The organism is Rubrivivax gelatinosus (genome assembly GCF_004340905.1).
Classification (GTDB): Bacteria; Pseudomonadota; Gammaproteobacteria; order Burkholderiales; family Burkholderiaceae_C; genus Rubrivivax; species Rubrivivax gelatinosus.
The window spans coordinates 203426-226774 of sequence record NZ_SLXD01000006.1 but is presented as its reverse complement, the minus strand read 5'-3'; the positions used below and the strand labels follow the sequence as shown (position 1 = coordinate 226774).

Below are 23349 nucleotides of genomic sequence, written 5' to 3'. Positions count from 1 at the left end.
CGATGAACGCTCCCATGCCCATCACGCTGCAGCGCGACGCCCACGGCCGCCTGGTGCTGATCGACGCCGAGGGCGTCGAACACGTCGGCGTCGTGCCGGTGCGCGTCTTCCCGCTGTCCGACCCCGCCGGCCCGGTGTCGCTGGTCGGCACCGACGGCCGCGAGCGGCTGTGGATCGCCCGCCCCGAGGCCCTGCCCGCGGCGGCGAAGACGCTGCTCGACGAAGAACTCGCGCGGCGCGAGTTCGCCCCGGTCATCGAACGCCTGCTGGAAGTCTCGACCTTCTCGACGCCCAGCACCTGGACGGTGGACACCGACCGCGGCCGCACGACGCTGGTGCTCAAGGGCGAGGAAGACATCCGCCGCCTGAACGGCAGCGCGCTGCTGATCACCGACAGCCAGGGCATCGGCTACCGCATCGCCGACGCGAAGGCGCTGGATCGGCGGTCGAAGAGGCTTCTCGAGAGATTCTTGTGAGCCCCCGAGGGGGCCGTCCGCCAACGGTCCGGCGGAGCCGGACCGTGGCGGGAAGCTTGATCGCGGAGGGCGCGGTGCCTTGCCAGTGCTCGCTGACATCGCTGCGCGGCCTGCAAGGCTGAGCCCGGACGCGATCCGTCCAGTGGACGGATCGCGCCTGGCGAAGAGCCGGGCCACTGGCCCGGCGCGGCCTGCAAGGCCGTCCGCCGCGACCGATGGGGCTCTACCGCGTTCCCTTCGCCTTCTCGTTGTTGTGCTCCGGCTGCACGAACCCGATCGGCCGCTTCGGCGGGTCGGGCGGCGCCATCGGTTCGCGCAGGGCGTCGAAGACCTGCCTGAGCTGGTTGCGCGTATTGCGGCTGAAGCTGTCGTGATCCACCGCCAGGGCCTCCGTCTTCTCTTCCAGCTCAGCCAGACGTTTGGCCAGATCTCCGTGCGTCGCCGCCAGTTCGCGCATGTGCACGAAGGCCCGAACGACGTACACCGACACCTCGATGGCACGCGGGCTGTTCAACAGGTTCGCGGCCATGATCGCCCCATGCTCGGTGAAGGCATAGGGCAGGTACTTACGGTGCCGGCCTCGCCCGACGGGTGCCGCGTCTAAGGTCGCATTTTGCGACCTTAGAGCCCCCCACTCCTCGGCGGTGAGCTGGAACATGAAGTCGACCGGGAACTTGGCCCGGTTGCGGCGGACAGCCTCGTTGAACCGCTTGGTCTCGACTTCGTAGAGCGCAGCCAGATCAGCGTCGAGCAGCACGCGCTGGCCGCGCACGGTGGCAATGCGCAGCGTGACCGCCTCGTGCGAGAGCAATTGCATGCTCATCGGCCCGCACAGCGGGCCAGGGGAAGACAAGCATCGACCTCGCGCTGTTTGAACCGGCTCGACGATAGCCTATGCCTGTGCCTATCGATTCGTTCCACCATGCCTCCTCCTGAGCAAGACTGTCGGCGCGCCAGGAGAGGCAGGCAAGGCGGGACTCGTCCCCCTGAAGGGGCAGGCTCAGATCAGCGCCGCCACCGCCTCGCCGAGTTCGGTGGTGCTGGCGCTGCCGCCCAGGTCGGGCGTGCGCGGGCCTTCGCGCAGCACGGTTTCGATGGCGCGCACGATGGCGTCGTGCGCGGCGCGGCCGGCGCCTTGGCCGCCGGTCAGGAAGTCCAGCATCAGCGCGCCCGACCAGATCATCGCGATCGGGTTGGCGATGTTGCGGCCGTAGATGTCGGGCGCCGAGCCGTGCACCGGCTCGAACAGCGACGGGAAACGGCGCTCGGGGTTCAGGTTGGCCGACGGCGCCAGGCCGATCGTGCCGGCGGTCGCCGGGCCCAGGTCGAACAGGATGTCGCCGAACAGGTTGCTGGCGACGACGACGTCGAAACGCTGCGGCTGCAGCACGAAACGCGCGGTCAGGATGTCGATGTGCTGCTTGTCGACCGCTACCTGCGGATAGGCGCGCGCCATCTCGTCGGCACGCGAATCCCACCAGGGCATGCTGATCGCGACGCCGTTGCTCTTGGTGGCGACGGTCAGGTGCCGGCGTGCGCGCGAGGCGGCCAGCTCGAAGGCGAACTTCAGCACGCGGTCGGTGCCGTGGCGGCTGAAGACCGACTCCTGGATGACGATCTCGCGCTCGGTGCCGGCGAACATCGTGCCGCCGACGTTGGTGTACTCGCCCTCGGTGTTCTCGCGCACGATCAGGTAGTCCAGATCACCCGGCTTGCGCCCGGCCAGCGGACAGGGCACGCCGTCGAACAGGCGCACCGGGCGCAGGTTGACGTACTGGTCGAACTCGCGGCGGAACTTCAGCAGGCTGCCCCACAGCGAGACGTTGTCCGGCACCGTCGCCGGCCAGCCGACGGCGCCGAAGAAGATCGCGTCCATGCCGCCGAGCTGCTGCTTCCAGTCGGCCGGCATCATCGTGCCGTGCTGCAGGTAGTAGTCGCAGCTCGCCCACTCGATCTCGGTGAACTCCAGCGCCAGACCGAAACGTTCGGCCGCGCGGCGCACGGCGCGCATGCCTTCGGGGGCGACTTCCTTGCCGATCCCGTCTCCGGGGATCAGCGCGATGCGGTACGGGCGGCTCATGGCGGCTCCTGTGATCGGACGGCGGCCATCGTAATCGTGCACGAGGCATCTACACTGGCCCGATCCGTGAACCGATCCGACACGAACCGTGCTCAATAAGACGCCTGCCGCCGACGACCTGCGGGTGCTCGCCGTCGTCGCGCGCAAAGCCAGCTTCGTCGCCGCGGCGCAGGACCTGGGCGCGTCGCCGGCCTACGTCAGCAAGCGCATCCGGCTGCTGGAGGAGCAGCTCGGCACCCGTTTGCTGCACCGCACGACGCGCCGCGTCGCGCTGACCGAGGAAGGCGAACGTGTCTGCCGCTGGGCCGAACGCATCCTCGACGACTTCGACCAGCTGATGCAGGAGGTCGGCGGCACGCGCGCCCAGGCGCGCGGCACGCTGCGCGTGTGCAGCAGCTTCGGCTTCGGCCGCCGCCAGCTCGCGCCGGCGCTGGGCGCGCTGACCGAGCGCCAGCCGCGGCTGCAGGTCCGGCTGGAGCTGTTCGACCGCCTCGTCGACATCGCCGCCGAGGGCTTCGACCTCGACGTGCGCGTCGGCGACGAGATCGCGCCGCACCTGATCGCCCGCCGGCTGGCGGCCAACCACCGCGTGCTCTGCGCCGCGCCGGCCTACCTCGCCCGCCGCGGCACGCCGCGCACGCCGGAAGACCTGCGCGCCCACGACTGCCTGGTCATCAAGGAGCGCGACCACCCGTTCGGCGTCTGGCGGCTGCGCGGCGACGGCCGGGAGGCGAGCCTGAAGGTCGGCGGCGCGCTGTCCAGCAACAGCGGCGAGGCGGCGCTGGCCTGGGCGCTGGACGGCCGCGGCATCGTGCTGCGCTCGGTCTGGCAGGTGGCGCCGCTGCTGGCCGCCGGGCGGCTGCAGACCGTGCTGCCGGGCTGGACACAGCCGGCCGACGTCTGGGCGGTCTACCCGACGCGGCTGGAACGTTCGGCCAAGCTGCGTGTCGCGGTCGAGTTCCTGGAACAGTGGTTCCGCGAACGCGGCGCCGCCGACGGCCGCTGGGCCGGGTGATTCAGCCGACGCGCTCGAAGCGCGGGCGTTCGTGGCCGTCGACGACGACCGTCTCGCCGAACATCGCGAACGGCCGCACCCAGGTGTCGGCGCTGGCGTAGAGGGGGCGGTACAGCACCAGCGGCTGCAGCGTCTCGCTGTGGCGCACGACGCCCAGCACCTCGTACTCGCCGCCCTTGTAGTGGCGGTAGCGGCCGAGGGCGATCGTCGGCAGCGGCGGCAGTGCGTCGTTCATCCTGCGGTCTTTCGTGTCTTGCCGGCCTTGGACGGGGCGGCGGCGGTCTCGCGCAGCGAGGCGTCGACCAGCGCCTCGGCCATCCAGCCGACGGTGGCGTCGACCTCGGCGTCCGACGCGCCCCACAAGTCCTTCAGCACGACCCGCGCCTCGATGCCGTAGAGCACCGACAGCGCGCGGTGCAGCCGCGCCAGCGAGGCCGCCGGCAGCTCGGCGGCCAGCGGCTCGATCGCGTGCGCAAGGATGCCGACGCGGTGGCCGCGGCGGTAGGGCTCTTCCTTCAGCCGCCCGGCGCGTTCCAGCGCCCAGTGCTCCAGCGACAGCTGCACCGCGGCCCGCATCTGCGGCTCGAACTCGCGAAAACGCGGGAAGGTCGAGGCGAAAAGTTCGGCCACGCGGCGACGGCCGTCGGGCTCGCTGGAGTCGAAGCTGCGCAGCGGCCCCAGCGAGACGTCGATCACCGCGGTCACCAGCGCGCTGCGGCTGGGGAAGTAGCGGTAGGCCGTCGCGCGCGAGACCTCGGCGCGGCGCGCCACCTCGGGCAGCGTCGGCACCTGGCCTTCGCGGATCAGCGCCATCGCCGCGTCGAGCAGCAGGCGCCGCGTCGCGCCGCGGATGCCGCCTTCGATCTCGACGGTCGGCGGCAGGGCGGGCAGCGAGGAACGGGTCGTCTTGGGCATCGCGGGGCTGGGGTTGGCGCGGATTGCAACACAGGTCGCGCAGTGAGACACTCGTCTCATATTCAGCCCGACGTCTCCATTCTCGAGGAGCAGCATGGACCCGACCGCCCCCCGCTACGCCGTCGTCGCCGGCACTTTCGACACCAAGGCGCGTGAACTCGTCTTCCTGCGCGACTGCCTGGCCGCGATGGGCGTGGCCACGCGCACCGTGGATCTCTCGACGCAGGGCCGCGGCGCCGGCGTCGACGTCACGGCCGAAGAGGTGGCCGCCTGCCATCCGCAAGGCGCGGCGGCGGTCTTCACCGGCGACCGCGGCAGCGCGGTGATCGCGATGGCGCAGGCCTTCGAACACTTCGTGCGCGGCCGCGACGACATCGCCGGGCTGCTGTCGGCCGGCGGCTCGGGCGCCACCGCGCTGGCCACGCCGGCGATGCGCGCCTTGCCGGTCGGCGTGCCCAAGCTGATGGTCAGCACCGTCGCCTCGGGCGACGTGCGGCCCTACGTCGGCCCCAGCGACATCTGCATGATGTATTCGGTCACCGACGTGCAGGGGCTCAACCGCATCAGCCAGCGTGTGCTGGCCAACGCCGCGCACGCGATGGGCGGCATGGTGCGCGAACGCGCCGAGTTCACGTCGACGAAGCCGGCGATCGGGCTGACGATGTTCGGCGTCACGACGCCCTGCGTGCAGGCGATGACCGCGCTGCTGGAGCCCGACTACGACTGCCTGGTGTTCCACGCCACCGGCACCGGCGGCCAGTCGATGGAGAAGCTCGCCGACTCGCACCTGCTGGCCGGCGTCATCGACGCGACGACGACCGAGGTCGCCGACGAGCTGATGGGCGGCGTCTTCAGCGCCGGGCCCGAGCGTTTCGGCGCCATCGCACGCAGCCGCGTGCCTTACGTCGGCTCCTGCGGGGCGCTGGACATGGTGAACTTCGGCGCCATCGACACCGTGCCCGAGCGCTACCGCCAGCGCAACCTTTACAAGCACAACGCCAACGTCACGCTGATGCGCACCAGCGTCGACGAGAACGTCGCGATGGGGCGTTTCATCGCCGCCAAGCTCAACCGCATGGACGGGCCGGTGCGTTTCTTCCTGCCCGAAGGCGGCGTCTCGATGCTCGACGCGCAAGGCCTGCCCTTCTGGGACCCGGCCGCCGACGCGGCGCTGTTCGACACCATCGAGCAGGACTTCCAGGCCACCGAAAACCGCCGGCTGATCCGAAGCCCGCTGCACGTCAACGACCCGAGCTTCGCCCGCCTGCTGGTCGAAGCCTTCAAGGAGATCGCCGGCTGAGGCCGGCGCAGGAGAACACGATGGCACGCATTCCCCGCCAGCAGATCCTCGACAGCTTCCGCGCCAAGATCGCGCGCGGCGAACCCATCATCGGCGGCGGCGCCGGCACCGGCCTGTCGGCCAAGGGCGAGGAGGCCGGCGGCATCGACCTCATCGTCATCTACAACTCGGGCCGCTACCGCATGGCCGGGCGCGGTTCGCTCGCCGGCCTGCTGGCCTACGGCAACGCCAACGAGATCGTGCTCGACATGGCCAAGGAAGTGCTGCCGATGGTGCGTCGCACCCCGGTGCTGGCCGGCGTCAACGGCACCGACCCGTTCATGCTGCGAGATCACTTCCTGCAGCAGCTCATCGCCGTCGGCTTCTCCGGCGTGCAGAACTTCCCGACCGTGGGCCTGATCGACGGCACCTTCCGCGCCAACCTCGAAGAGACCGGCATGGGCTACGGCCTGGAGGTCGACATGATCCGCGCCGCGGCCGAGCTGGACCTGCTGACCACGCCCTACGTCTTCGACGAGACCAGCGCCGCCGACATGGCGCGCGCCGGCGCCGACATCCTGGTGCCGCACATGGGGCTGACGACCGGCGGCGCGATCGGCGCCGAGACCGCGCTGACGCTGGCCGACTGCGTGCCGCGCATCAACGCCTGGGCCGAGGCCGCGCGCCGGGTGAAGCCCGACATCATCGTGCTCTGCCACGGCGGCCCGATCGCCCAGCCCGAGGACGCGCAGTACATCCTCGACCACTGCCCCGAGGTCAACGGCTTCTACGGTGCGTCGAGCATGGAGCGCCTGCCGGTCGAAGGCGCGCTCGTCGAGCAGACGAAGAAGTTCAAGGCGATCAAGCGCGCATAAACCTCGGCGCCCACGCGGGCGCCGGCCTCGTGTCATCGTCGCGCCCGGCCGCTCCACCCGGGGCGGGAAGGACGCACGATGACGACTTGGCGCAGGAAGCCGGCGAACGAGCCGTTCGCCGTCGACGAGGTCGAAGCCCGGCTGAAGGACGAGCTGCCGGCCTGGCATTACGAGGACGGCTGGATCCGCCGCAAGTACAAGACCGCCGGCTGGAAGGGCACGCTGATGGTCGTCAACACCGTCGGCCACCTCGCCGAGGCCGCCTGGCACCACCCCGACCTGACGGTGTCCTACGCCTTCGTCACGGTGAAGCTGCAGACGCACGACGCCAAGGGCATCACCGAGAAGGACTTCGCGCTGGCGAAGAAGATCGACGAGGTGCTGATGTGGCAGCCCGGGCGCGACGCCGACCCGGTGTTCGAAGGCACGCCCGACGACCCGCGTTTCAAGTACCTCAAGTACGAGTGATCGGCGCCGCTGCGCTGACACAGTGTCCCCGGCGCGGCACAGCGAACGCGCCCTAAAGCGCCGCGATCCGCGCTTTTCTGCGGGTATTCCCGCACGTCGGGCGCCGCGCGCGGCGAGGGAACATGTCTTGCAACGGTGGCGGCATGAGCGCCGTCCACCGTCCGCGAGCCGACCATGCTGTCGCCCCTGCCCGTCCGCGCTGAGGCCCCGGTGCAGGTCGCCGTGCGCGCCCCCGGCCGGCTGCACCTGGGTTTCCTCGACCCGGCGGGCACGCTGGGCCGGCGTTTCGGCAGCCTGGGGCTGGTCATCGACGGTTTCGAGACCGAGCTCGAACTGGCGTTCGCCGAGCACGACTCGGCCGTCGCCGACACCGCGGACGGCGAGGCCGAACTCGAACGTGCGCTCGCCCACCTCACGCGCCTGCGCGAACTCAGCGGCTTCGACGCGCCGCTGGCGCTGCGCCTGGTGCGTGTGCTGCCGCCGCACGCCGGCTTCGGCTCGGGCACCCAGCTCGCGCTGGCGCTGGGGCGGGCCTTCGTCCAGCTTCACGGGCTGCTGCTGTCGACGCCGCAGATCGCCGCCTGGCTGGGCCGCGGCCGGCGCTCGGGCATCGGCATCGCCGGTTTCGACGCCGGCGGGCTGATCGTCGACGGCGGCCCGGGCCGCGACGGCTCGCCGGCGCCGGTGCTGGCGCGGCTGGCGCTGCCGGCGGCCTGGCGGGTCGTCGTCGTGCGCCATCCGGGGCGGCGCGGGCTGTCGGGCGACGAGGAGAAACGCGCCATCGCCGCGCTGCCGCCGCTGCCGGCCGAAGGCGCCGCAGAACTCTGCCACCAAGTGCTGATGCGCGTGCTGCCGGGCGCCGCCGGCGACGACTTCACGGCCTTCGCCGCCGGGCTGAACCGCGTGCAGGACCTGCTCGGCGGCCATTTCGCGCCGGCCCAGGACGGCAGCGCCTACACCAGCGCCGAGGTCGGCCGGCTGCTGCAGTGGATGCACGCCGAAGCCGGCGACGCCGCCGCCGTCGGCCAGAGCTCCTGGGGCCCGACCGGCTTCGCGATCGTGCCGTCGGCCGCCGCCGCGGCGCGCCTGCTCGACGCGGCGCGTGCCGCCGGCGTCGTCTCCCCGGCGCTGGCCCTCACCACCGTGGCCGCGCGCGCCCACGGCGCCCGCGTCGCCTGAACTCCCAGCCGAGCCAAACGATGGAACGTCCGTACATCCTGCACATGTTCACGCCGGGCAAGCAGATGAGCCCCTTCGACGTCAACATGGCCGCCGACGCCGGCTACCAGCTCGTCGTGCCCTATGGCGAGGTCGGCCTCGACGCGGTGGCCGGCATGACGCAGGACGCGATCTTCTCGCGCGGCCCCAAGGGCGTGGCGCGCACCGGCATCTTCATCGGCGGGCGCGACGCGCTGCTCGCCGCCGACATGCTGAAGAAGGCCCAGGCGGCGATGGTCAAGCCCTTCGTCGTCTCGCTGATGGCCGACCCCAGCGGCGCCTACACGACGGCCGCGGCGATGGTCGCCAGCGTCGAGCAGGCGCTGAAGACACGCGGCGAAGGCCTCGCCGGCCAGCGCGTCGTCGTGCTCGGCGGCACCGGGCCGGTGGGCCGCATCGCCGCGGTCATCGCCGCCCAGGCCGGCGCGACGGTGCTGCTGTCCAGCCGCCAGGGCATCGACGCCGCCGAGGAGGCGGCCACCGAGACCGCGCGCCACTTCGGCGTCACGCTGCACGGCATCTCCGGCGGCGACGCCAACGCGGTGCGCCACTCGCTGGCCGAAGCCGACATCGTGCTGTCCTGCGCCAAGGCCGGCGTGCAGGCGGTCTCGGCCGAGGATCTGAAACACGCTGGCGCGCTGAAGGTCGCCGCCGACGTCAACGCCGTGCCGCCCGAAGGCATCGCCGGCGTCGGCGTGATGGACGACGCCCAGCCGCTGGCCGGCACCCAGGCGCTGGGCATCGGCGCGCTGGCCATCGGCAACGTCAAGTACCAGACCCAGCACCGGCTGCTGCAGCGCATGCGCAACGCCGAGAAGGCGGTCTGTTTCAGCTTCGGCGACGCCTTCGAGACCGCCCGCGGCTGGCTGGCCGAGAAAGCCGAGAAGGCGGCCGCGGGCGGCTGATGCTGGCCGTCGCCGCGCTGTCCGCACGCGCGCTGGTCGACCTGGCGGCGCTCGACGGGCTGACGGTCGTCGCGCTCGACGTGTTCGGCGACGCCGACACCGTCAGGCGTGCCGCGCACTGGCACTCCATCGGCACGCCGGGCCGGCTGGAGATCGACGGCGAGCGGCTGCTGGCCGCGCTGGAAGCGCTGGCACGCGACGGCGACGTCGACGGCTGGATCGCCGGCGCGGGTTTCGACGGCCGCCCCGAGCTGCTGGACGCCGGCGCCGAGCGCCTGCCGCTGCTGGGCACCGGCGGCAGCGCGCTGCGCCGGCTGCGCGATCCGCGCGCCTTCTTCGCCGCGCTGGACGACCTGGGCCTGCCGCATCCGGCGGTGAGCTTCGAGCCGCCGGCCGACCCCGTCGGCTGGCTGGAGAAGGACGCCGGCGGCAGCGGCGGCTGGCACGTGCGCGAAGCCGATTCAGGCCGCCACGCCGCGCCCGGCCGCTACTGGCAGCGCTGGCGCCCGGGCCAGCCGATGTCGGCGACGCTGGTCGCCAACGGGCTCGACGCCGTCGTGCTCGGCTTCAACCGGCAGACCGTGCGCCCGGTCGCCGGCCGGCGCTGGGTCTTCGCCGGCATCGTCGGCCCGCTGCCGGTGCCGCCGGCGGTCGAACGAACCATCGTGCGTGCGGCCTCGGTGCTGGCGCGGCGTTTCGACCTGCACGGCCTGGCCAGCCTGGACTTCCTGCTCGACGGCGAACACGCCGAGCTGCTGGAACTCAACGCCCGGCCGCCGGCCAGCGCCGAGCTCTACCCCGAGGTCGGACGCGGCGGCGCCTTGCGCGCCCATCTGCGCGCCATCACCGCCGGCGAGCTGCCGCCACCGCCGGCGCCGCCGCGTGTCGTGCAGGGCCACGAGATCGTCTTCGCTCGCCGTGCGCTGGTGCTCGACGACCTCGCCGCGGCCCGCATCGCCGCCATGCCGCTGGCGCGCGACTGGCCGCGCGGCGGCCAGCGTTTCGACGTCGGCGACCCGGTCTGCAGCCTGGCCGCCGCCGGCGCCGATGCCGCCGAGCTGCTGGCGGCGCTGGCCACGCGCCGCGAGGCCTTGCTCGCCTTCCTGGAGAACCGATGAACAACCGCTCTGCCGCGCCGCTGCCCGGCGCCACGATCGCGCTCAACGAGCACGTCGCACCCTGGGTCGAGCGCCTCTGCGCCGACGCCGCGGCGCTGGGTGTCGAGGTCTCGCACGACGAACGCGGCGTGCGCCTCGTCGACGCCGGCATCGCCACGCCGGGCAGCATCGCCGCCGGGCTGCTGGTCGGCGAGATCTGCCTCGGCGGCCTGGGCCGCGTCGAGCTCGCGCCCGGCCCCGACTGGCCGAGCTGGCTGCAGGTGCGCAGTTCTCTGCCGGTGCTGGCCTGCCTGGGCTCGCAGTACGCCGGCTGGAGCCTGGCGGCCAGCAAGGAGGAGACCGGCGGCAAGAAGTTCTTCGCGCTCGGCTCGGGGCCGGCGCGTGCGCTCGCTGCCAAGGAGGCGCTGTACGGCGAACTCGGCTGGCGCGACCAGGGCACGCGCGGCGTGCTGGTGATGGAGGTCGACCGGCCGCCGCCGGCCGTCGTCATCGACAAGATCCTGCGCGACTGCGCGCTGCCGCCCGAGGGCCTGACCATCGTGCTGACGCCGACACGCAGCGCCGCCGGCACGACCCAGGTCGTCGCGCGCGTGCTCGAGGTGGCGCTGCACAAGGCGCACGAGCTGCACTTCGCGCTCGCCGACATCGTCGACGGCGTCGGCTGGGCGCCGCTGCCGGCGCCGCACCCGGACGGCGTCGAGGCGATGGGCCGCAGCAACGACGCCATCCTCTACGGCGGCCGCGTGCACCTGTCGGTGCGCGGCAGCGACGCCGAGGCCGAACGCCTGGCGCGTGCCCTGCCCTGCCGCAACTCGCCGGACTACGGGCGCTCCTTCGCGCAGACCTTCCGCGACGCCGGCTTCGACTTCTACAAGATCGACCCGGCGCTGTTCGCGCCGGCCGAGGTCTGGGTCAGCAACGTCGACAGCGGCCGCAGCTGGCACGCCGGCGGCACCGACCTGGGCCTGCTGCAGCGCCTGTGGCAGGAGGCGTCGTGATGCGCGGCCTGCGCGTCGCGATCTTCGCCGACGAGACCGGCTGGCACACCCGCCGGCTGCAGGCCGCGCTGCGCGCGCGCGGTGCGCTCGGCCGCTGTGTCGACCTGGCCGACTGCCGCATCGACACCACGGCCGCCTGGCACGGCCTGGTGATCCCGGGTTTCGGCCGCGAGCTGCCGGACGCGGCCCTGGTGCGCGGCATCGCCGGCGGCAGCTTCGAGCAGGTCACCAAACGCCTGGGCGTGCTGCACGCGCTGCGTGCGCTGGGCGTGCCGGTCTACAACGACGCCCGCGCGATCGAACGCAGCGTCGACAAGTCGGCCACCTCGCTGCTGCTGCACGCCGCCGGCCTGCCGACGCCGCCGACCTGGGCGATCGAGTCGCCGGTCGAGGCCCAGCGCCTGGTGATGCGCGAAAGCGCCGCCGGCCACGCGCTGGTGCTCAAACCCCTGTTCGGCTCGCAGGGCAAGGGGCTGCAGCTCGTCGGCCGGATCGACGGCGAACACCGGCCGCTGCCGGCGCTGGACGCCGGTTACGGCCGCATGGCCTATCTGCAGCGCCGTGTGCCGGCGCTCGCCGAGCCCGGCTTCGACTGGCGCGTGCTCGTCGTCGGCGGGCGTGCGGTGGCAGCGATGCGGCGGGTCAGCACGCACTGGGTCCACAACGTCGCGCAAGGCGCCCGCTGCCTGCCGGCGGCGCTGGAGCCGGCGCTGGCGCGGCTGGCCGAAGACGCCGCGGCGGCGCTGGAACTCGACTACGCCGGCGTCGACATCATCCCGGCGCCCGGCGCCGCGCCGCTGCAGGTGCTGGAGGTCAACGGCGTCGCCGCCTGGCAGGGGCTGCAGCGTGTGACGCCCTTCGACATCGCCCAGGCCCTGGTCGACGACCTGCTGCAGCGCCGCGTCGCCGCCGGCGCGGCGCGCCGCCGCGCGTGAACGCCGCCGCCGCCTTCCGGCTGGCCTGTGCGCTGGACGTCGCAGTGCGCAAGCCCGGCAACGTCAGCCGCGCCTCGCCGGGCCACCGCATGCAGGCCGAGGACTTCGTCGCCAGCGCGGCCGCGGCCGTGGCGCCGATCACCGCGCCCGGCGCCGGCGTCGGCGAACGCATCGAAGCCGCCGTCGCCGCCACCTGGGCCGCGGTCGGCTGCAACACCAACCTCGGCATCGTGCTGCTGGCCGCGCCGCTGGCGCGTGCTGCCGAAGCGCCGGGCGCGACGGCTTCGCTGGCGGCGCTGGGCGACACGCTGGCCGGCGTGCTGGGCGCGCTCGACGTCGCCGACGCTGCCGCGGCCTTCCGCGCGATCGCGCAGGCGCAGCCCGCCGGCCTGGGGCAGGCGCCCGAGCAGGACGTGCACGCCGAGCCCGACGTCGACCTGCGTGCCGCGATGGCGCTGGCCGCCGGGCGCGACCGCATCGCGGCGCAGTACACCAACGGTTTCGCCGACGTGCTGGCACTCGCCGCGCAGGCGCAGAACGAGGGTTTTCCGGGCGGCGACCGGGCCGCGACGACGGCCGTCGTGCAGCGCCTGCACCTCGAATGCCTGGCGCGCTGGCCCGATTCACACATTGTTCGAAAACACGGCGAGGCCGTGGCACAGACTGTCTTGCACGCGGCGCAGCGCTGGCGCGGCCATCCCGCGCCCGACAGCGACGCCGGCTTCGCCGCCTGGGACGAGCAGCTCAAGCGCGAGGGGCTGAACCCCGGCACCAGCGCCGATCTGACGGTGGCCGCGCTGTTCGCCGCCGCACTCGTGGGGGATGCGCCCCGCGAGTGGCATGGAACGTGATTACGCAGCCCCTCGCGGGACGCGCCCACGGCCACCGCCATCCCCACCCACCGAAGGAGACAAACCCCCCATGGCAAAGATCGATCGCATGATGGTCGGCGAATCCCTGGTCGGCGACGGCAACGAAGTCGCCCACATCGACCTGATCATCGGCCCGCGCGGCAGCCCGGCCGAATCCGCGTTCGCGAACGCGCTCACCAACAACAAGGACGGTTTCACCTCGCTGCTGGCCGTCGTCGCGCCCAACCTGCTGACCAAGCCGGCGACCGTGATGTTCAACAAGGTCACGATCAAGGGCGCCAAGCAGGCGGTGCAGATGTTCGGCCCGGCGCAGCGCGGCGTCGCGATGGCGGTGGCCGACAGCGTCGAGGACGGCACGATCCCGGCCGACGAAGCCGACAACCTGTTCATCTGCGTCGGCGTCTTCATCCACTGGCTCGCCGAGGACGACAAGAAGATCCAGGACTACAACTACCGCGCCACGCGCGAGTCGATCCAGCGCGCCGTCGCCGGCACGCCGACCGCGGCGGAAGTCGTGGCCAAGAAGGGCTCGGCTCAACACCCCTTCGCCGCGGCCTGACCCCGCAGCACACCACGAAGAAGGCCGCCCTCGGGCGGCCTTTTGCATGCGGGCTGCGCGAGCCTCAGCGCCGCGCCGGCGCCAGCCCCGTGCCGAGCAGGTGCACCAGCGCCGCGCTGCGGTCCGGCGGCGGCGCGCGGCGTTCGATCTGCACGCCGACGGCCTGCAGGTCGGCGAACTTGCGCGGCTTGGCGACCTTCACGCGCACCCAGGCGGCGCCGAACTCGTGGATCAGGATCTCGGCCACCGCTTCGGCGAAGGCTTCGAGCAGCTGCACGCGGTGTTCGGCCAGCAGGCGCAGCAGGCGCTCGCGCACGACGCCGTAGTGGATGGTGTCGGCGATGCGGTCGGTGTCGCAGGCGCGAAAACGCGGCACGCCGGCGTGAAGGTCGATGACCAGCGGCTGCGGCGCGTGCAGCTCGCCGTCGTCGATGCCGATCACGGTCTCTCCGGTGAAACCCTCGATGAAGACGATGTCCAGCGGTGCGGACGCGTCCGGCTCGGCGTGCAGGCGGGAAGCGGGCTGGGGCAGCATCGGCGTGTCCTTCGTGTAACAACCGCGTCGCCGGCTGCAAGTTGCAGGCCTGGAGCGCAGCTCACCCGTGTTTCACCCGGTACGGCGCGGGTGCCGCGTCGCCAAGAATCGAAAAAACCGCGGCGGCGACCGCGGCCCTTGGCGCGACGGAGACAATGCATGAGCCTCAGCCTGCGGGATGCCCACCGGCATGCCGACCGCATCCTCGAACGGGTGCGCGGCGGCCTGCACGACGGCAACGAAGTCGTCGCGCAGTCCTGGACGCGCTGCGTCAACGAGTACCGGCTCGACCCGGCACGCCGCCACGAACCGGCCGTCGTCTCGCGCGCCGAACTCGAGGACCGCCGCGCGCGCCGCGCCGACGTCATCGCCTGCGCGCGCTACGAGATGACGACGCTGTTCCAGCAGCTCGCCGACACCGAGTCGGCCGTCGTGCTGACCGACACCGACGGCGTCATCGTGCACATGGTCTCGACACCCGAGTTCGGCGCCGAGGTCGGCCCGCTGGGGCTGCGCGTCGGCGGCCGCTGGAGCGAAGCCGCCGCCGGCACCAACGGCATGGGCACCTGCCTGGCCGCCGCCGGGCCGGTGTCGGTGCGGCGCGAGGACCACTTCTTCCCCGAGTTCGCCCAGCTCACCTGCTCGGCGGTGCCGGTCTACGACCCGCAAGGCGAGATCGCCGCGGTGCTCGACGTCACCAGCCGCTCCAGCCTGATGCAGCAGCACCTGCTGGTGCTGCTGGGCATGACGGCACGCATGATCGAGAACCGCCTGCTCGACGCGCGTTTCCGCGCCGCGCACCCGCTGCACTTCCACGCCCGGCCGGAGTTCGTCTACACGCTGCACGAAGGCAAGCTGGCGATCGGCGAGGACGGCCGCATCCTCGCCGCCAACCGCAGCGCGCTGTTCCAGCTCGGGCTGCAGTCCATGGACGAGATCCGCGACCGCCGCCTCGACGAACTCTTCGAGACCTCGCTCGAAGACATGCTGCAGCGCAGCAGCTCGGCCTCGTTCCACCCGGTCGTGATGTACCGCGCCAACGCCGCGCTGCGGTTTTTCGCCGTCGCCCGCCGACCGGCGAGCGACCCCCACGCGCCGGCCGTGGCGCCGGCAGCCACCGCTGCGGCCCACACGGCGCGCCCGGCCGCACGCGGCAGTGCCCGCCCCGCCGACGGCACGACCTTCGGCGACCCGCGCCTCATGCGCCACCTCGAGACGGCGCGCCGCGTCGTCGCCCGGCGCACGCCGGTGCTGCTGACCGGCGAGACCGGCTCGGGCAAGGAGGTCTTCGCGCGGGCGCTGCACGAAGGCAGCCCGCACGCCGGCGGCGCCTTCGTCGCCGTCAACTGCGCCAGCCTGCCCGAGACCCTGATCGAGTCCGAGCTCTTCGGCTACCGCGCCGGCGCCTTCACCGGCGCGCAGCGCAACGGCCGGCGCGGCAAGATCCTGCAGGCCGACGGCGGCACGCTGTTCCTCGACGAGATCGGTGACATGCCGCTGGAGCTGCAGGCGCGGCTGCTGCGGGTGCTCGACGAACGCCAGGTCACGCCGCTGGGCACCGAGGAGACGCAGCCGGTGGACTTCCAGCTCGTCAGCGCCAGCCACCGCCACCTGCCGACGCTGGTGCGCGAAGGCCGCTTCCGCGAAGACCTGTACTACCGCCTCGCCGGCATCGAACTCGCGCTGCCGGCGCTGCGTGAACGCAGCGACCGGCGCGAGCTGATCCGTTCGGTGCTGGCCGCCGAGTCCGAAGGCGACGCGACGCTGACACCCGAGGCCGAACGCCTGCTGATGGAGCACGCTTGGCCGGGCAACGTGCGCCAGCTGCGCCACGTGCTGCGCAGCGCCGCGGCGCTGGCCGACGGCCGGCCGATCACGCGCGAGCACCTGCCGTCGCTGCAGGCGGCGGCGGCGCCCCCGGCGCTGGCCCTGCCGGTCGCGCCCGCGCCGCCGGCCGCCGCCGCCACGCCCGAGCCGCTGCCGGTCAAGCTCAACCCCATCCAGGCGAACGAACGCCAGGTCCTGCTCCAACTGCTCGAACAGCATCGCTGGAACGTGAGCAACGTCGCCAAGGCGCTCGATGTCAGCCGCAACACCCTGTACCGCAAACTGCACAAGCTCCACATCGAGGTCTCCCACCCCGACTGAGCCGGCGGGGTCCGCGCGGGCCGACGGCGACGAGGACTTCGCCAGCCCGCCGGCGCCGCGTTCACGTTTCGCCTGGTGCATCACCGGCTCGGGCCACTACCTCGAGGAGTCGCTGGCGCTGGCGGCGCGGCTGCCGCAGCTGGACCTGTTCCTGTCCTCGGCGGCCGAGGAGGTGCTGGGCCTGTACCAGTGGCCGCTGCCGGTGCTGCGCGAGCGTTTCCCGCCCGGGCTGCGCATCGTGCGCGACAAGACCGCCAGCGCGGTGCCGGTGGGCCGGCTCTACACCGACGTCTATCACACGGTGATCATCGCGCCGGCCACCAGCAACACCGTCGCCAAATGCGCCTTCGGCATCAGCGACACGCTGCCGACCAACATGCTGGCGCAGGCCGGCAAGCTGGGCATTCCGGGCATCGTCTTCGCCTGCGACACCGAGCCGGTGGTCGTCACCAAGGCGCCGCACGACTGGGTGACACTGCGCCCGCGGCGCATCGAACTCGACAACGTCGAACGCCTGCGCCAGCTCGATTTCTGCCAGGTCGTCGCCTCGCCGGCCGAACTGGAAACGGCGCTGGCAGAGCGCTTGCATGCGCTGTCGCTCGAGTGGACGACACCTGCCTCCTGATCCCGCGCCCGGTGCGCGGCCAGCACCGATGAGCACCGAACCGATCTTCGAAACCGTCGTCACGACCGTCGACACCCAGGGCCGGCCGCACGTCGCGCCGATGGGCGTGCGTTACCGCGACGGCCGCGTCGTGCTGATGCCGTTCCGGCCGTCGGCGACGCTGGACAACATCCTCGCGACACGCTGCGCGGTGCTGAACCTCGTCGCCGACGTGCGTGTCTTCGCCGGCTGCGTGACCGGACGGCGCGACTGGCCGCTGGAACGCGCCCAGCGCATCCGCGGGCTGCGCCTGGCCGCCGCGCTGCGCCACGTCGAGCTGCGGCTGGACGAGGTGGCCGACGACGCCGAACGCCCGGTGCTGAGGCTGTCGGCGCTGCACGAAGCGACGCACGCGCCCTTCGTCGGCTTCAACCGCGCGCAGGCGGCAGTCGTCGAGGGCGCGGTGCTGGTCAGCCGGCTGTTCATGCTGGCGCCGGACAAGGTCGACAGCGAGATGCGTTACCTGCAGATCGCGATCGACAAGACCGCCGGGCCGGCCGAACTCGAAGCCTGGGGCTGGCTGCTCGACGCCGTCGCCGCCTGGCGCCACCGCAGCGAGGCCGCCTGATGAAGCTGCTCGTCAGCGTGCGCGACCCGCACGAAGCCCTGGCCGCGGCCGCCGCCGGTGCCGACTTCATCGACTGCAAGGACCCGTCCGCCGGCGCGCTGGGCGCGCTGCCGACGGCCACCGTCGCCGCCATCGTGCGCCTGCTGGCCTGCGGCTTCGGCGGCGCGACCAGCGCGACGATCGGCGACACCGCCGACGACGAACCCGCCACGCTGCTGGCGCGGGTTGCGGCAATGGCGGCCACCGGGGTGCGCTTCGTCAAGGTCGGCATCGAAGCCGGGCCGCGGGCCGCGGCACGGCTGCGTGCACTGGCCGGCTGCGGCCACGCCGTCGTGCCGGTCTTCGTCGCCGACCGCGGGCTGGACATGGCGCTCGTGGCACTGGCGCTGGAACTGCGTTTCCCGGCGCTGATGGCCGACACCGCGGACAAACACGCCGGCTCGCTGTTCGACCTGGTGCCGCCGGCCGCGCTGGCGGCCTTCGTCGAGGCGGCGCGTGCCGCCGGCGTGCCGGTCGGCCTGGCCGGCGCCCTGCGCACGCCCGACCTGCCGCGGCTGGTGGCGCTGGCGCCGCAGTTCGCCGGGTTCCGCAGCGCCGTCTGCAGCATCGGGCGTGGCGGCACGCTGGAGCCGGCACGCGTGCGCGCGCTGGCGCAGGCGCTGGCGCGGCCGGCCGTCGCCGCCTGATCAGGCGCCGAGCGCGAGCCCCGGGTCGAGCAGCAGCGCGCGCATCCGGCCGAGTTCGGCGCGGTGCACGACGTCGATCGGGAACGCCGCGTCGCGTGCGATGCCGGCGAACAGGCCGTCGAGCACGCCGCGCTGGCCCAGCTCGGCCAGCGTCGCAGCGGGGTCGACGCTGCAGGACTTCACGACCACCAGGCGCTCGGCGTTCAGCCGGCGCGCCAGGTCCAGCGCCAGGCTGTCGGAGCTCATCTCCCAGCTCGTCTGCGCACTCGGCGCATCGCGCATCGACTCCATCGGCAGCCACAGCGCCGTCTGCCCGGCGTGCAGCACGGCGCGGATCTGCTCCTGGCTGCCGGCCAGCCGCAGCCGCGGCTGCAGCGACTGCGCGAGGTAGGCGGTCTGGGCCATCGCCAGCACCGCCATGTTGTGCGCCGCGAGGTCGTCGAAACGCCAGCGCGCCTGCGCGTGGCGCACCTGGTCGGCGAAACCGCCGCCGCCGCAGACCAGCGTCACGCGGCCGCCGCCCAGCTGCACCAGCAGGTCCAGCCAGACGGGGAACAGCGCGTCCTCGCTGACGCTGCCGCCGATCTTCACGACCCACATCGGCCGGCCTCCCGCTCGAACAGCGCCGCCACCGCGACCGCCGGGGCCGCCACCTGGGCCCAGGCGCGCGCCTCGGGCGCCGCCTGCGGCGCGACCGCGGCCACCGCGCCGACGTAGGGCTGAACGCGCCAGCCCGGCGGCACGATCTCGGCCACGAGAAAAGCGCCGCAGCCGGCGGCCACCGCGAGCGTGTCGCGCGGCAGGCTCCGGGCGGCGGCGACACGCGCGAGCTGGCGGCGCAGCTCGGCCGCCTGCTCGGCCCGCCAGGCGAGCGCGAAGGCGTCCCACTCGGCGTCCGACGCGTCACGCGCGTCCAGGCCGATCATCCGCGCCAGCCGCGCGCGGCTGCCCGCCGCGTCCTTGGCGCCGCCGTCGGCGGCGGGGTGCTGGTCGTGCGCCGGGTCGAGTTCGCCGCTCAGGCGGTAGACGTCAGCCGTCGTCGCGAAGAACTCGTTCATCACGTTCAGCGACCGGCCGCGCCAGGGGATGCGGCGCGCCAGCGCGCACAGCGGCGTGCGCACGACGCCGTGGTAGACGAGTTCGCCGCTGGCCAGGCGGTCGACATCGCGCCGGCTGGGGCCGAGCACACGGCCGCCGCCGAAGGCGATGAAGTCGGTCGTCGTGCTGCCGACGTCGACCAGCAGACCGGTCGCGGGCGCCAGCGCGGCGGCGGCGTGGCGCGCCGTCGCCAGCCAGTTGGCCGAGGCCACGGCCTCCCAGCGCGGGCCGCATTCGGCGGCGCTGCACCAGCCGTCTCCGGCGAAAAAACGTGGCGCCGGCAGGCGGCCGGCCAGGCCTGCGGCGATGCGCGCGACGCCGTCCTCGCGGTGGGCGAAGCAGTCGGCCATCTCGCCGGTCATCGTCACCGCGTGCGCGGCGTGCGCAGCGTCGGGCCAGCGCTCCAGCGCCGCGTCGAGCACACGCTCGAGCTTGTCCAGCCCCTGCCACAGCGGGCAGGGCCACTGCACGACGTCGACGACGGCGCCGCCCTCGCAGCGCGCAGCCTTGACGTGCGCACCGCCGACGTCCCAGCCGATCACCGCCTCAGGCATGCAGCGTCTCCCGGCGCGCGGCGACGATGTCGGCCGCCAGGCAGCGCCCCAGGCGCTCGGACAGGCCGACGAAGGCGCAGGTCGTGCGCGGGTTGACCTCGATGGCCACCGGCCCGCGCGCCGGATGCCAGACGAAGTCGACACCGGCGAAACCCGACAGCCCGGGGATCGCCGCCGCCACGCGCCCGGCCAGCGCCGCCAGCACGGCGCGGCGCGGGTCGTTCGGCGACACGCAGTCCAGGTCGACACCGTCGTAGCGCACCAGGCCGTCGCCGTCGACGGCGATGCGCTGGCGGTTCACCGACAGCAGCTCGGCGTGGCCGGCACGTGCCAGCAGCGACAGGCTCATCGGCTCGCCGTCGACCCAGGGCTCCAGCCAGGCGGCGGCGCCGACGTTCTCGCGCCGGCGAGCGTCGGCGGCGGCGGCGGCGCGGCTGGTCCAGACCTGGGTCGCCACCGCGCCGGCGCCGTCGTCGGGTTTGACGACCCAGCGGCTCGCTTCGTCCGCCAGGTCGTGCGGCGTGGCGATGCCGTGGGCACGCAGCCGCGCCAGCGTCGCGCCCTTGCTCGAGGCCAGCGCGATCGCCGCCGCGTCGCAGCCCAGCCAGCGGGTGCGGCCGACGGCGGCCTGCATCGCCGCGAGCAGGCCGTCGGACTCGGGCGCCACGGCCCAGACCAGGTCGTGGCGAGCCGCCTGGCGCGCGACGAAGACCTCGGGCGCTTCGCCCGGCGCGGCGCAGACGGCCTGGGTGCCGGCGGGCACCGGGCCGGCGGCGGCACAGGTGGCCACCGTCACCGCGCCGAGATTCGCGCGCAGCAGGTCGCGCACGATCGCATCGCGCATCGCCTGGCCCATCGGCAGCAGCGTCGCGCTGGCGGCCGGGTCGCCGTCGACCAGGCCGCCGCCGCTGAGATACTCGTAGACGAACACGCGCGTCATCGCGCCCCCTTGGTCCTGCTGCGGAGCCTGCCGATGCGGCTGATCCCCGTCGTCGATCTGATGCATGGCGTGGCCGTGCGCGCCCGGCGCGGCGAGCGCAGCACGTACCGGCCGCTGGTCTCGCGCCTGGTCGACGGCCACGAGCCGGTGGCCGTGGCGCGCGCGCTGTGCCGGGCCTGCGCCTCGGCCACGCTGTACGTGGCCGACCTCGACGCGATCGTCGACGGCCGGCCGCAGGCCGAGACGATTGCCGCACTGCTGGCGGCGCTGCCGGGCGTCGAACTCTGGCTCGACGCGGGCTTCGCCGACGCCACCGCGGCCGCCACGCTGCGTGCGCGGCTCGGCGCCGCGGCGGCGCGTGTGCGGCCGGTGTTCGGCAGCGAATCGCTGGTCTCGCGCGCGGCGCTGGACGCCTGCTTCCCGACGCCCGAAGCCGGCATCCTGTCGCTGGACCGCCGCGGCGCGCAGCGCCTGGACGCCGCCGGCGCCTGGGACACACCCGAGTGCTGGCCGCACCAGGTCATCGTGATGACGCTGGAGCGGGTCGGCAGCGACGCCGGGCCCGACCTGGAGACGATGGCCGCGCTGCGTGCACGTTCACCCGCGACCCACTTCATCGGCGCCGGCGGCGTGCGCAACGGCGCCGACCTGCGCCGCGCCCGCGAGTCCGGCGCCGAGGCCTGGCTGGTCGCGAGCGCGCTGCACGACGGCCGGCTGGCGCCGGGGGCGTAGGCAGGGCGGAGCGGTCTCGGCATGGGCGCCGCGCGTTCACGTTTCGTGCCACGACCGGTGTCGGCGCGCCGCTGAACGGGCCGGGCCGCGCGGCGGGCCCGCGGCGTCACGTTTCAGGGCCCGCCACCGGGCGTTTACCCGGAGAGCCGGGACGACGGTCTGCCCCGGTGGTGGCGGGACTCGCGGCACGAAAAGCGCGACACAGTGTTGCGCTTTTGGCCGGACGACGGCCGTCCACGCAGGAACGGTGCGGTGGCACATGTGTTGCGTCAAGCAGGCCATGAGCGAGCTCGCCGCGGCCCCGTCCGCGTGGACCTGTCCCTTCTGCCCGTTGGCTTGCGACCACCTCGGCGTGCGTCTGGGCGCCGGCAGCGAAGCGCTGGCGCTGGCCGGCGAGCGCTGCCCGCGCGCCGAGGCGCGGCTGGCGCGTTTCGCCAGCCACCCGGTCCAGACGCGCGCCGAGATCGACGGCCGCCCGGCCTCCGACGACGCCGCGCTGGCCGCCGCCGCCGCCATCCTGGCCGGCGCGGCGCTGCCGCTGTTCGCAGGGCTGGGCACCGACGTCGCCGGCGCCCGTGCGCTCTACCCGCTGGCCTGCGCCACCGGCGCCATCAGCGACGCCGCCGGCGGCGAAGCCTTGTTCGCCGGTCTGCGTGCGCTGCAGGATCGCGGCCAGTTCACCACCACGCTCGGCGAAGTGCGCACCCGCGCCGACCTGATCGTCTTCGTCGGCGGCGTGCCGGCCGACCTCGCCCCACTGACCGCCTGGCGCTGCGGCCTGGGCGACAGCGACGGCCCGCGCCGCCACGCGGTCGCCCTTGCCGCACCGGACGGCGACGACGCGGCGCTGGCCGGTTGGGCCTCGGACACGGTCAGCGTCGAGATGCTGCCGGCAGCGCCGGGCGAAGACCTCGCCGCGACGCTGCAGCGCCTGCTGACCTGGGTGCCGCGCCCGCCATCTGACGACGGCAGCGCACTCGCGGCCCTGGCCGCGCGGCTGCGCGCCGCGCACTACGCGGTCTTCGTCGGTGCCCCGGCGCGCCTGGGGCCGCAGGCGGCGCTGGCGATCGAGGCGGTGCACGCGACGGTCGGCCACCTGAACCGAACGACCCGTGCCGCAGCGCTGTGGATCGGCGGCGGCGACGGCGCCGCCACCGCCAACCAGGTCTTCACCTGGCTGGCGGGCCTGCCGCTGCGCACGCGCGCCAGCGCGCTCGGCCTGGAACACGAACCCTTCCTCTACGGCAGCGAGCGCCTGCTGGCCGACGGGGCGGTCGACGCGCTGCTCTGGGTCTCCAGCTTCGATCCCGATGCCGGCCCTCCGGCGGCCGATCTGCCGACGGTCGTGCTCGGCCACCCTGCCCAGGCCGCCACCTGCCGCCGCCCCGGCACGGTCTTCATCCCCGTCACCACGCCTGGCATCGGCCACGACGGCCATTTGTTCCGCACCGACGGCACGGTGCTGATGCCGCTCCATGCCGTGCGCCCCGACCCCCTGCCCTCGGTCGCCCAGGTCGCCCAGGCGCTGTTGCGGGCGGTGCTGGAGGCGAGGCGATGAAGCACGCGTTTCCGCATTGGCGTGAGAGCCGGGGAGTGGGGCGTATCCCTCCGCTCATGTCCCCCGGCGCCGGCCTGCGGCCGCCGCCTCCTCCTAATACTTCGCTGCGGGACACGCCCCACTCCCCGGCTCCGGCACAGCACAGGCGCACCA

26 protein-coding genes are annotated in these 23349 nt (G+C 73.5%); 18 read left to right on the top strand and 8 right to left on the bottom strand.

The annotated features are described in order from the left end of the window. The first annotated feature begins 2 nt into the window (after positions 1–2). The gene (locus EV684_RS11480; RefSeq protein ID WP_132647313.1) at positions 3–476 is read left to right on the top strand and encodes a cyanophycin metabolism-associated DUF1854 family protein; all 474 of its coding nucleotides are present in this window, start codon (positions 3–5) and stop codon (positions 474–476) included. Between the two features lie 223 nt (positions 477–699). On the opposite strand, the gene EV684_RS11475 is transcribed toward EV684_RS11480, so the two are convergent. Together EV684_RS11475 and EV684_RS11470 are read right to left on the bottom strand one after the other, a co-directional pair. After that, the gene (locus EV684_RS11475) at positions 700–1299 is read right to left on the bottom strand and encodes an ORF6N domain-containing protein (RefSeq protein ID WP_132647311.1); all 600 of its coding nucleotides are present in this window, start codon (positions 1297–1299) and stop codon (positions 700–702) included. Positions 1300–1476: 177 nt separating this feature from the next. Next, positions 1477–2556: a tartrate dehydrogenase gene (locus tag EV684_RS11470; protein WP_132647309.1), complete on the bottom strand. Its 1080-nt coding sequence runs from the start codon at positions 2554–2556 to the stop codon at positions 1477–1479. 88 nt (positions 2557–2644) lie between these two features. On the opposite strand from EV684_RS11470, the gene EV684_RS11465 reads away from it, so the two are divergent. Continuing rightward, the gene (locus EV684_RS11465; protein ID WP_132647307.1) at positions 2645–3571 is read left to right on the top strand and encodes a LysR substrate-binding domain-containing protein; all 927 of its coding nucleotides are present in this window, start codon (positions 2645–2647) and stop codon (positions 3569–3571) included. Position 3572: 1 nt separating this feature from the next. Here the strand turns inward: EV684_RS11465 and EV684_RS11460 are convergent, their stop codons facing one another. Both EV684_RS11460 and EV684_RS11455 read right to left on the bottom strand, forming a co-directional pair. Beyond that, a complete protein-coding gene (locus EV684_RS11460) occupies positions 3573–3806 on the bottom strand; it encodes a DUF1653 domain-containing protein (RefSeq protein ID WP_132647305.1) in 234 nt (77 codons plus the stop codon). Further along, entirely contained in the window at positions 3803–4486 is a 684-nt protein-coding gene (locus EV684_RS11455; protein WP_132647303.1) for a TetR/AcrR family transcriptional regulator, read from the bottom strand. The genes EV684_RS11460 and EV684_RS11455 overlap by 4 nt, the downstream gene beginning before the upstream one ends. A 94-nt stretch (positions 4487–4580) precedes the next feature. On the opposite strand from EV684_RS11455, the gene EV684_RS11450 reads away from it, so the two are divergent. The 10 genes from EV684_RS11450 (at position 4581) to fae (ending at position 13713) form a co-directional block, all read left to right on the top strand. Further along, positions 4581–5786, top strand: a complete 1206-nt coding sequence (locus EV684_RS11450; RefSeq protein ID WP_132647301.1) for a Tm-1-like ATP-binding domain-containing protein — start codon at positions 4581–4583, stop codon at positions 5784–5786. Positions 5787–5806: 20 nt separating this feature from the next. After that, a complete protein-coding gene (locus EV684_RS11445; protein WP_132647299.1) occupies positions 5807–6640 on the top strand; it encodes a phosphoenolpyruvate hydrolase family protein in 834 nt (277 codons plus the stop codon). Positions 6641–6718: 78 nt separating this feature from the next. After that, on the top strand, positions 6719–7108 hold the full coding sequence (locus tag EV684_RS11440; RefSeq protein WP_132647297.1) for a 4a-hydroxytetrahydrobiopterin dehydratase: 390 nt from the start codon (positions 6719–6721) through the stop codon (positions 7106–7108). 174 nt (positions 7109–7282) lie between these two features. After that, positions 7283–8287, top strand: a complete 1005-nt coding sequence (locus tag EV684_RS11435) for a beta-ribofuranosylaminobenzene 5'-phosphate synthase family protein (protein WP_132647295.1) — start codon at positions 7283–7285, stop codon at positions 8285–8287. Positions 8288–8307: 20 nt separating this feature from the next. Further along, the gene (locus EV684_RS11430; protein ID WP_132647293.1) at positions 8308–9231 is read left to right on the top strand and encodes an NAD(P)-dependent methylenetetrahydromethanopterin dehydrogenase; all 924 of its coding nucleotides are present in this window, start codon (positions 8308–8310) and stop codon (positions 9229–9231) included. Beyond that, positions 9231–10349: an ATP-grasp domain-containing protein gene (locus tag EV684_RS11425; RefSeq protein ID WP_132647291.1), complete on the top strand. Its 1119-nt coding sequence runs from the start codon at positions 9231–9233 to the stop codon at positions 10347–10349. Before EV684_RS11430 ends, EV684_RS11425 begins: the two co-directional genes overlap by 1 nt. Then, complete coding sequence (gene mch / locus EV684_RS11420) at positions 10346–11347, top strand: methenyltetrahydromethanopterin cyclohydrolase (protein ID WP_132647289.1); 1002 nt, start codon at positions 10346–10348, stop codon at positions 11345–11347. The genes EV684_RS11425 and mch overlap by 4 nt, the downstream gene beginning before the upstream one ends. Continuing rightward, positions 11347–12282: an ATP-grasp domain-containing protein gene (locus EV684_RS11415; RefSeq protein WP_132647287.1), complete on the top strand. Its 936-nt coding sequence runs from the start codon at positions 11347–11349 to the stop codon at positions 12280–12282. Before mch ends, EV684_RS11415 begins: the two co-directional genes overlap by 1 nt. Then, positions 12279–13133: a triphosphoribosyl-dephospho-CoA synthase gene (locus EV684_RS11410; RefSeq protein WP_132647285.1), complete on the top strand. Its 855-nt coding sequence runs from the start codon at positions 12279–12281 to the stop codon at positions 13131–13133. Before EV684_RS11415 ends, EV684_RS11410 begins: the two co-directional genes overlap by 4 nt. A gap of 70 nt (positions 13134–13203) precedes the next feature. Further along, positions 13204–13713 (top strand): formaldehyde-activating enzyme, encoded by a 510-nt coding sequence (gene fae / locus EV684_RS11405; RefSeq protein ID WP_132647283.1) that lies wholly within the window; start codon positions 13204–13206, stop codon positions 13711–13713. Between the two features lie 64 nt (positions 13714–13777). Here the strand turns inward: fae and EV684_RS11400 are convergent, their stop codons facing one another. Beyond that, the gene (locus EV684_RS11400) at positions 13778–14248 is read right to left on the bottom strand and encodes a dihydroneopterin aldolase (RefSeq protein WP_200222317.1); all 471 of its coding nucleotides are present in this window, start codon (positions 14246–14248) and stop codon (positions 13778–13780) included. A 159-nt stretch (positions 14249–14407) separates the two neighbouring features. On the opposite strand from EV684_RS11400, the gene EV684_RS11395 reads away from it, so the two are divergent. From EV684_RS11395 to EV684_RS11380, 4 genes are read left to right on the top strand one after another with little or no spacing between them, the layout of a single operon-like run. Continuing rightward, positions 14408–16396 carry a sigma-54-dependent Fis family transcriptional regulator gene (locus EV684_RS11395; RefSeq protein WP_132647281.1) on the top strand — a complete coding sequence of 663 codons (1989 nt, stop codon included), beginning with the start codon at positions 14408–14410 and terminating at the stop codon, positions 16394–16396. Then, a complete protein-coding gene (locus EV684_RS11390) occupies positions 16329–17021 on the top strand; it encodes a flavoprotein (protein WP_132647279.1) in 693 nt (230 codons plus the stop codon). Before EV684_RS11395 ends, EV684_RS11390 begins: the two co-directional genes overlap by 68 nt. A gap of 28 nt (positions 17022–17049) precedes the next feature. After that, positions 17050–17628, top strand: a complete 579-nt coding sequence (locus tag EV684_RS11385) for a DUF447 domain-containing protein (RefSeq protein WP_132647277.1) — start codon at positions 17050–17052, stop codon at positions 17626–17628. Then, a complete protein-coding gene (locus tag EV684_RS11380; RefSeq protein WP_132647275.1) occupies positions 17628–18314 on the top strand; it encodes a (5-formylfuran-3-yl)methyl phosphate synthase in 687 nt (228 codons plus the stop codon). Before EV684_RS11385 ends, EV684_RS11380 begins: the two co-directional genes overlap by 1 nt. Here EV684_RS11380 and EV684_RS11375 read toward each other — a convergent pair whose 3' ends face one another. The 3 genes from EV684_RS11375 to EV684_RS11365 are packed head-to-tail and all read right to left on the bottom strand — an operon-like array spanning position 18315 to position 20906. Continuing rightward, a complete protein-coding gene (locus EV684_RS11375) occupies positions 18315–18914 on the bottom strand; it encodes an amino acid kinase family protein (RefSeq protein WP_132647273.1) in 600 nt (199 codons plus the stop codon). Further along, positions 18902–19966 (bottom strand): hydantoinase/oxoprolinase family protein, encoded by a 1065-nt coding sequence (locus tag EV684_RS11370; protein WP_132647271.1) that lies wholly within the window; start codon positions 19964–19966, stop codon positions 18902–18904. The genes EV684_RS11375 and EV684_RS11370 overlap by 13 nt, the downstream gene beginning before the upstream one ends. Next, entirely contained in the window at positions 19959–20906 is a 948-nt protein-coding gene (locus EV684_RS11365) for an ATP-grasp domain-containing protein (RefSeq protein WP_132647269.1), read from the bottom strand. Before EV684_RS11365 ends, EV684_RS11370 begins: the two co-directional genes overlap by 8 nt. Positions 20907–20939: 33 nt before the next feature. Between EV684_RS11365 and EV684_RS11360 the strand changes: the two genes are divergently transcribed. Together EV684_RS11360 and EV684_RS11355 are read left to right on the top strand one after the other, a co-directional pair. Further along, entirely contained in the window at positions 20940–21638 is a 699-nt protein-coding gene (locus tag EV684_RS11360) for a HisA/HisF-related TIM barrel protein (RefSeq protein WP_132647267.1), read from the top strand. A gap of 280 nt (positions 21639–21918) precedes the next feature. Continuing rightward, positions 21919–23196 (top strand): molybdopterin-binding domain-containing protein, encoded by a 1278-nt coding sequence (locus EV684_RS11355; protein WP_132647265.1) that lies wholly within the window; start codon positions 21919–21921, stop codon positions 23194–23196. The last annotated feature ends 153 nt before the right edge of the window (positions 23197–23349 follow it).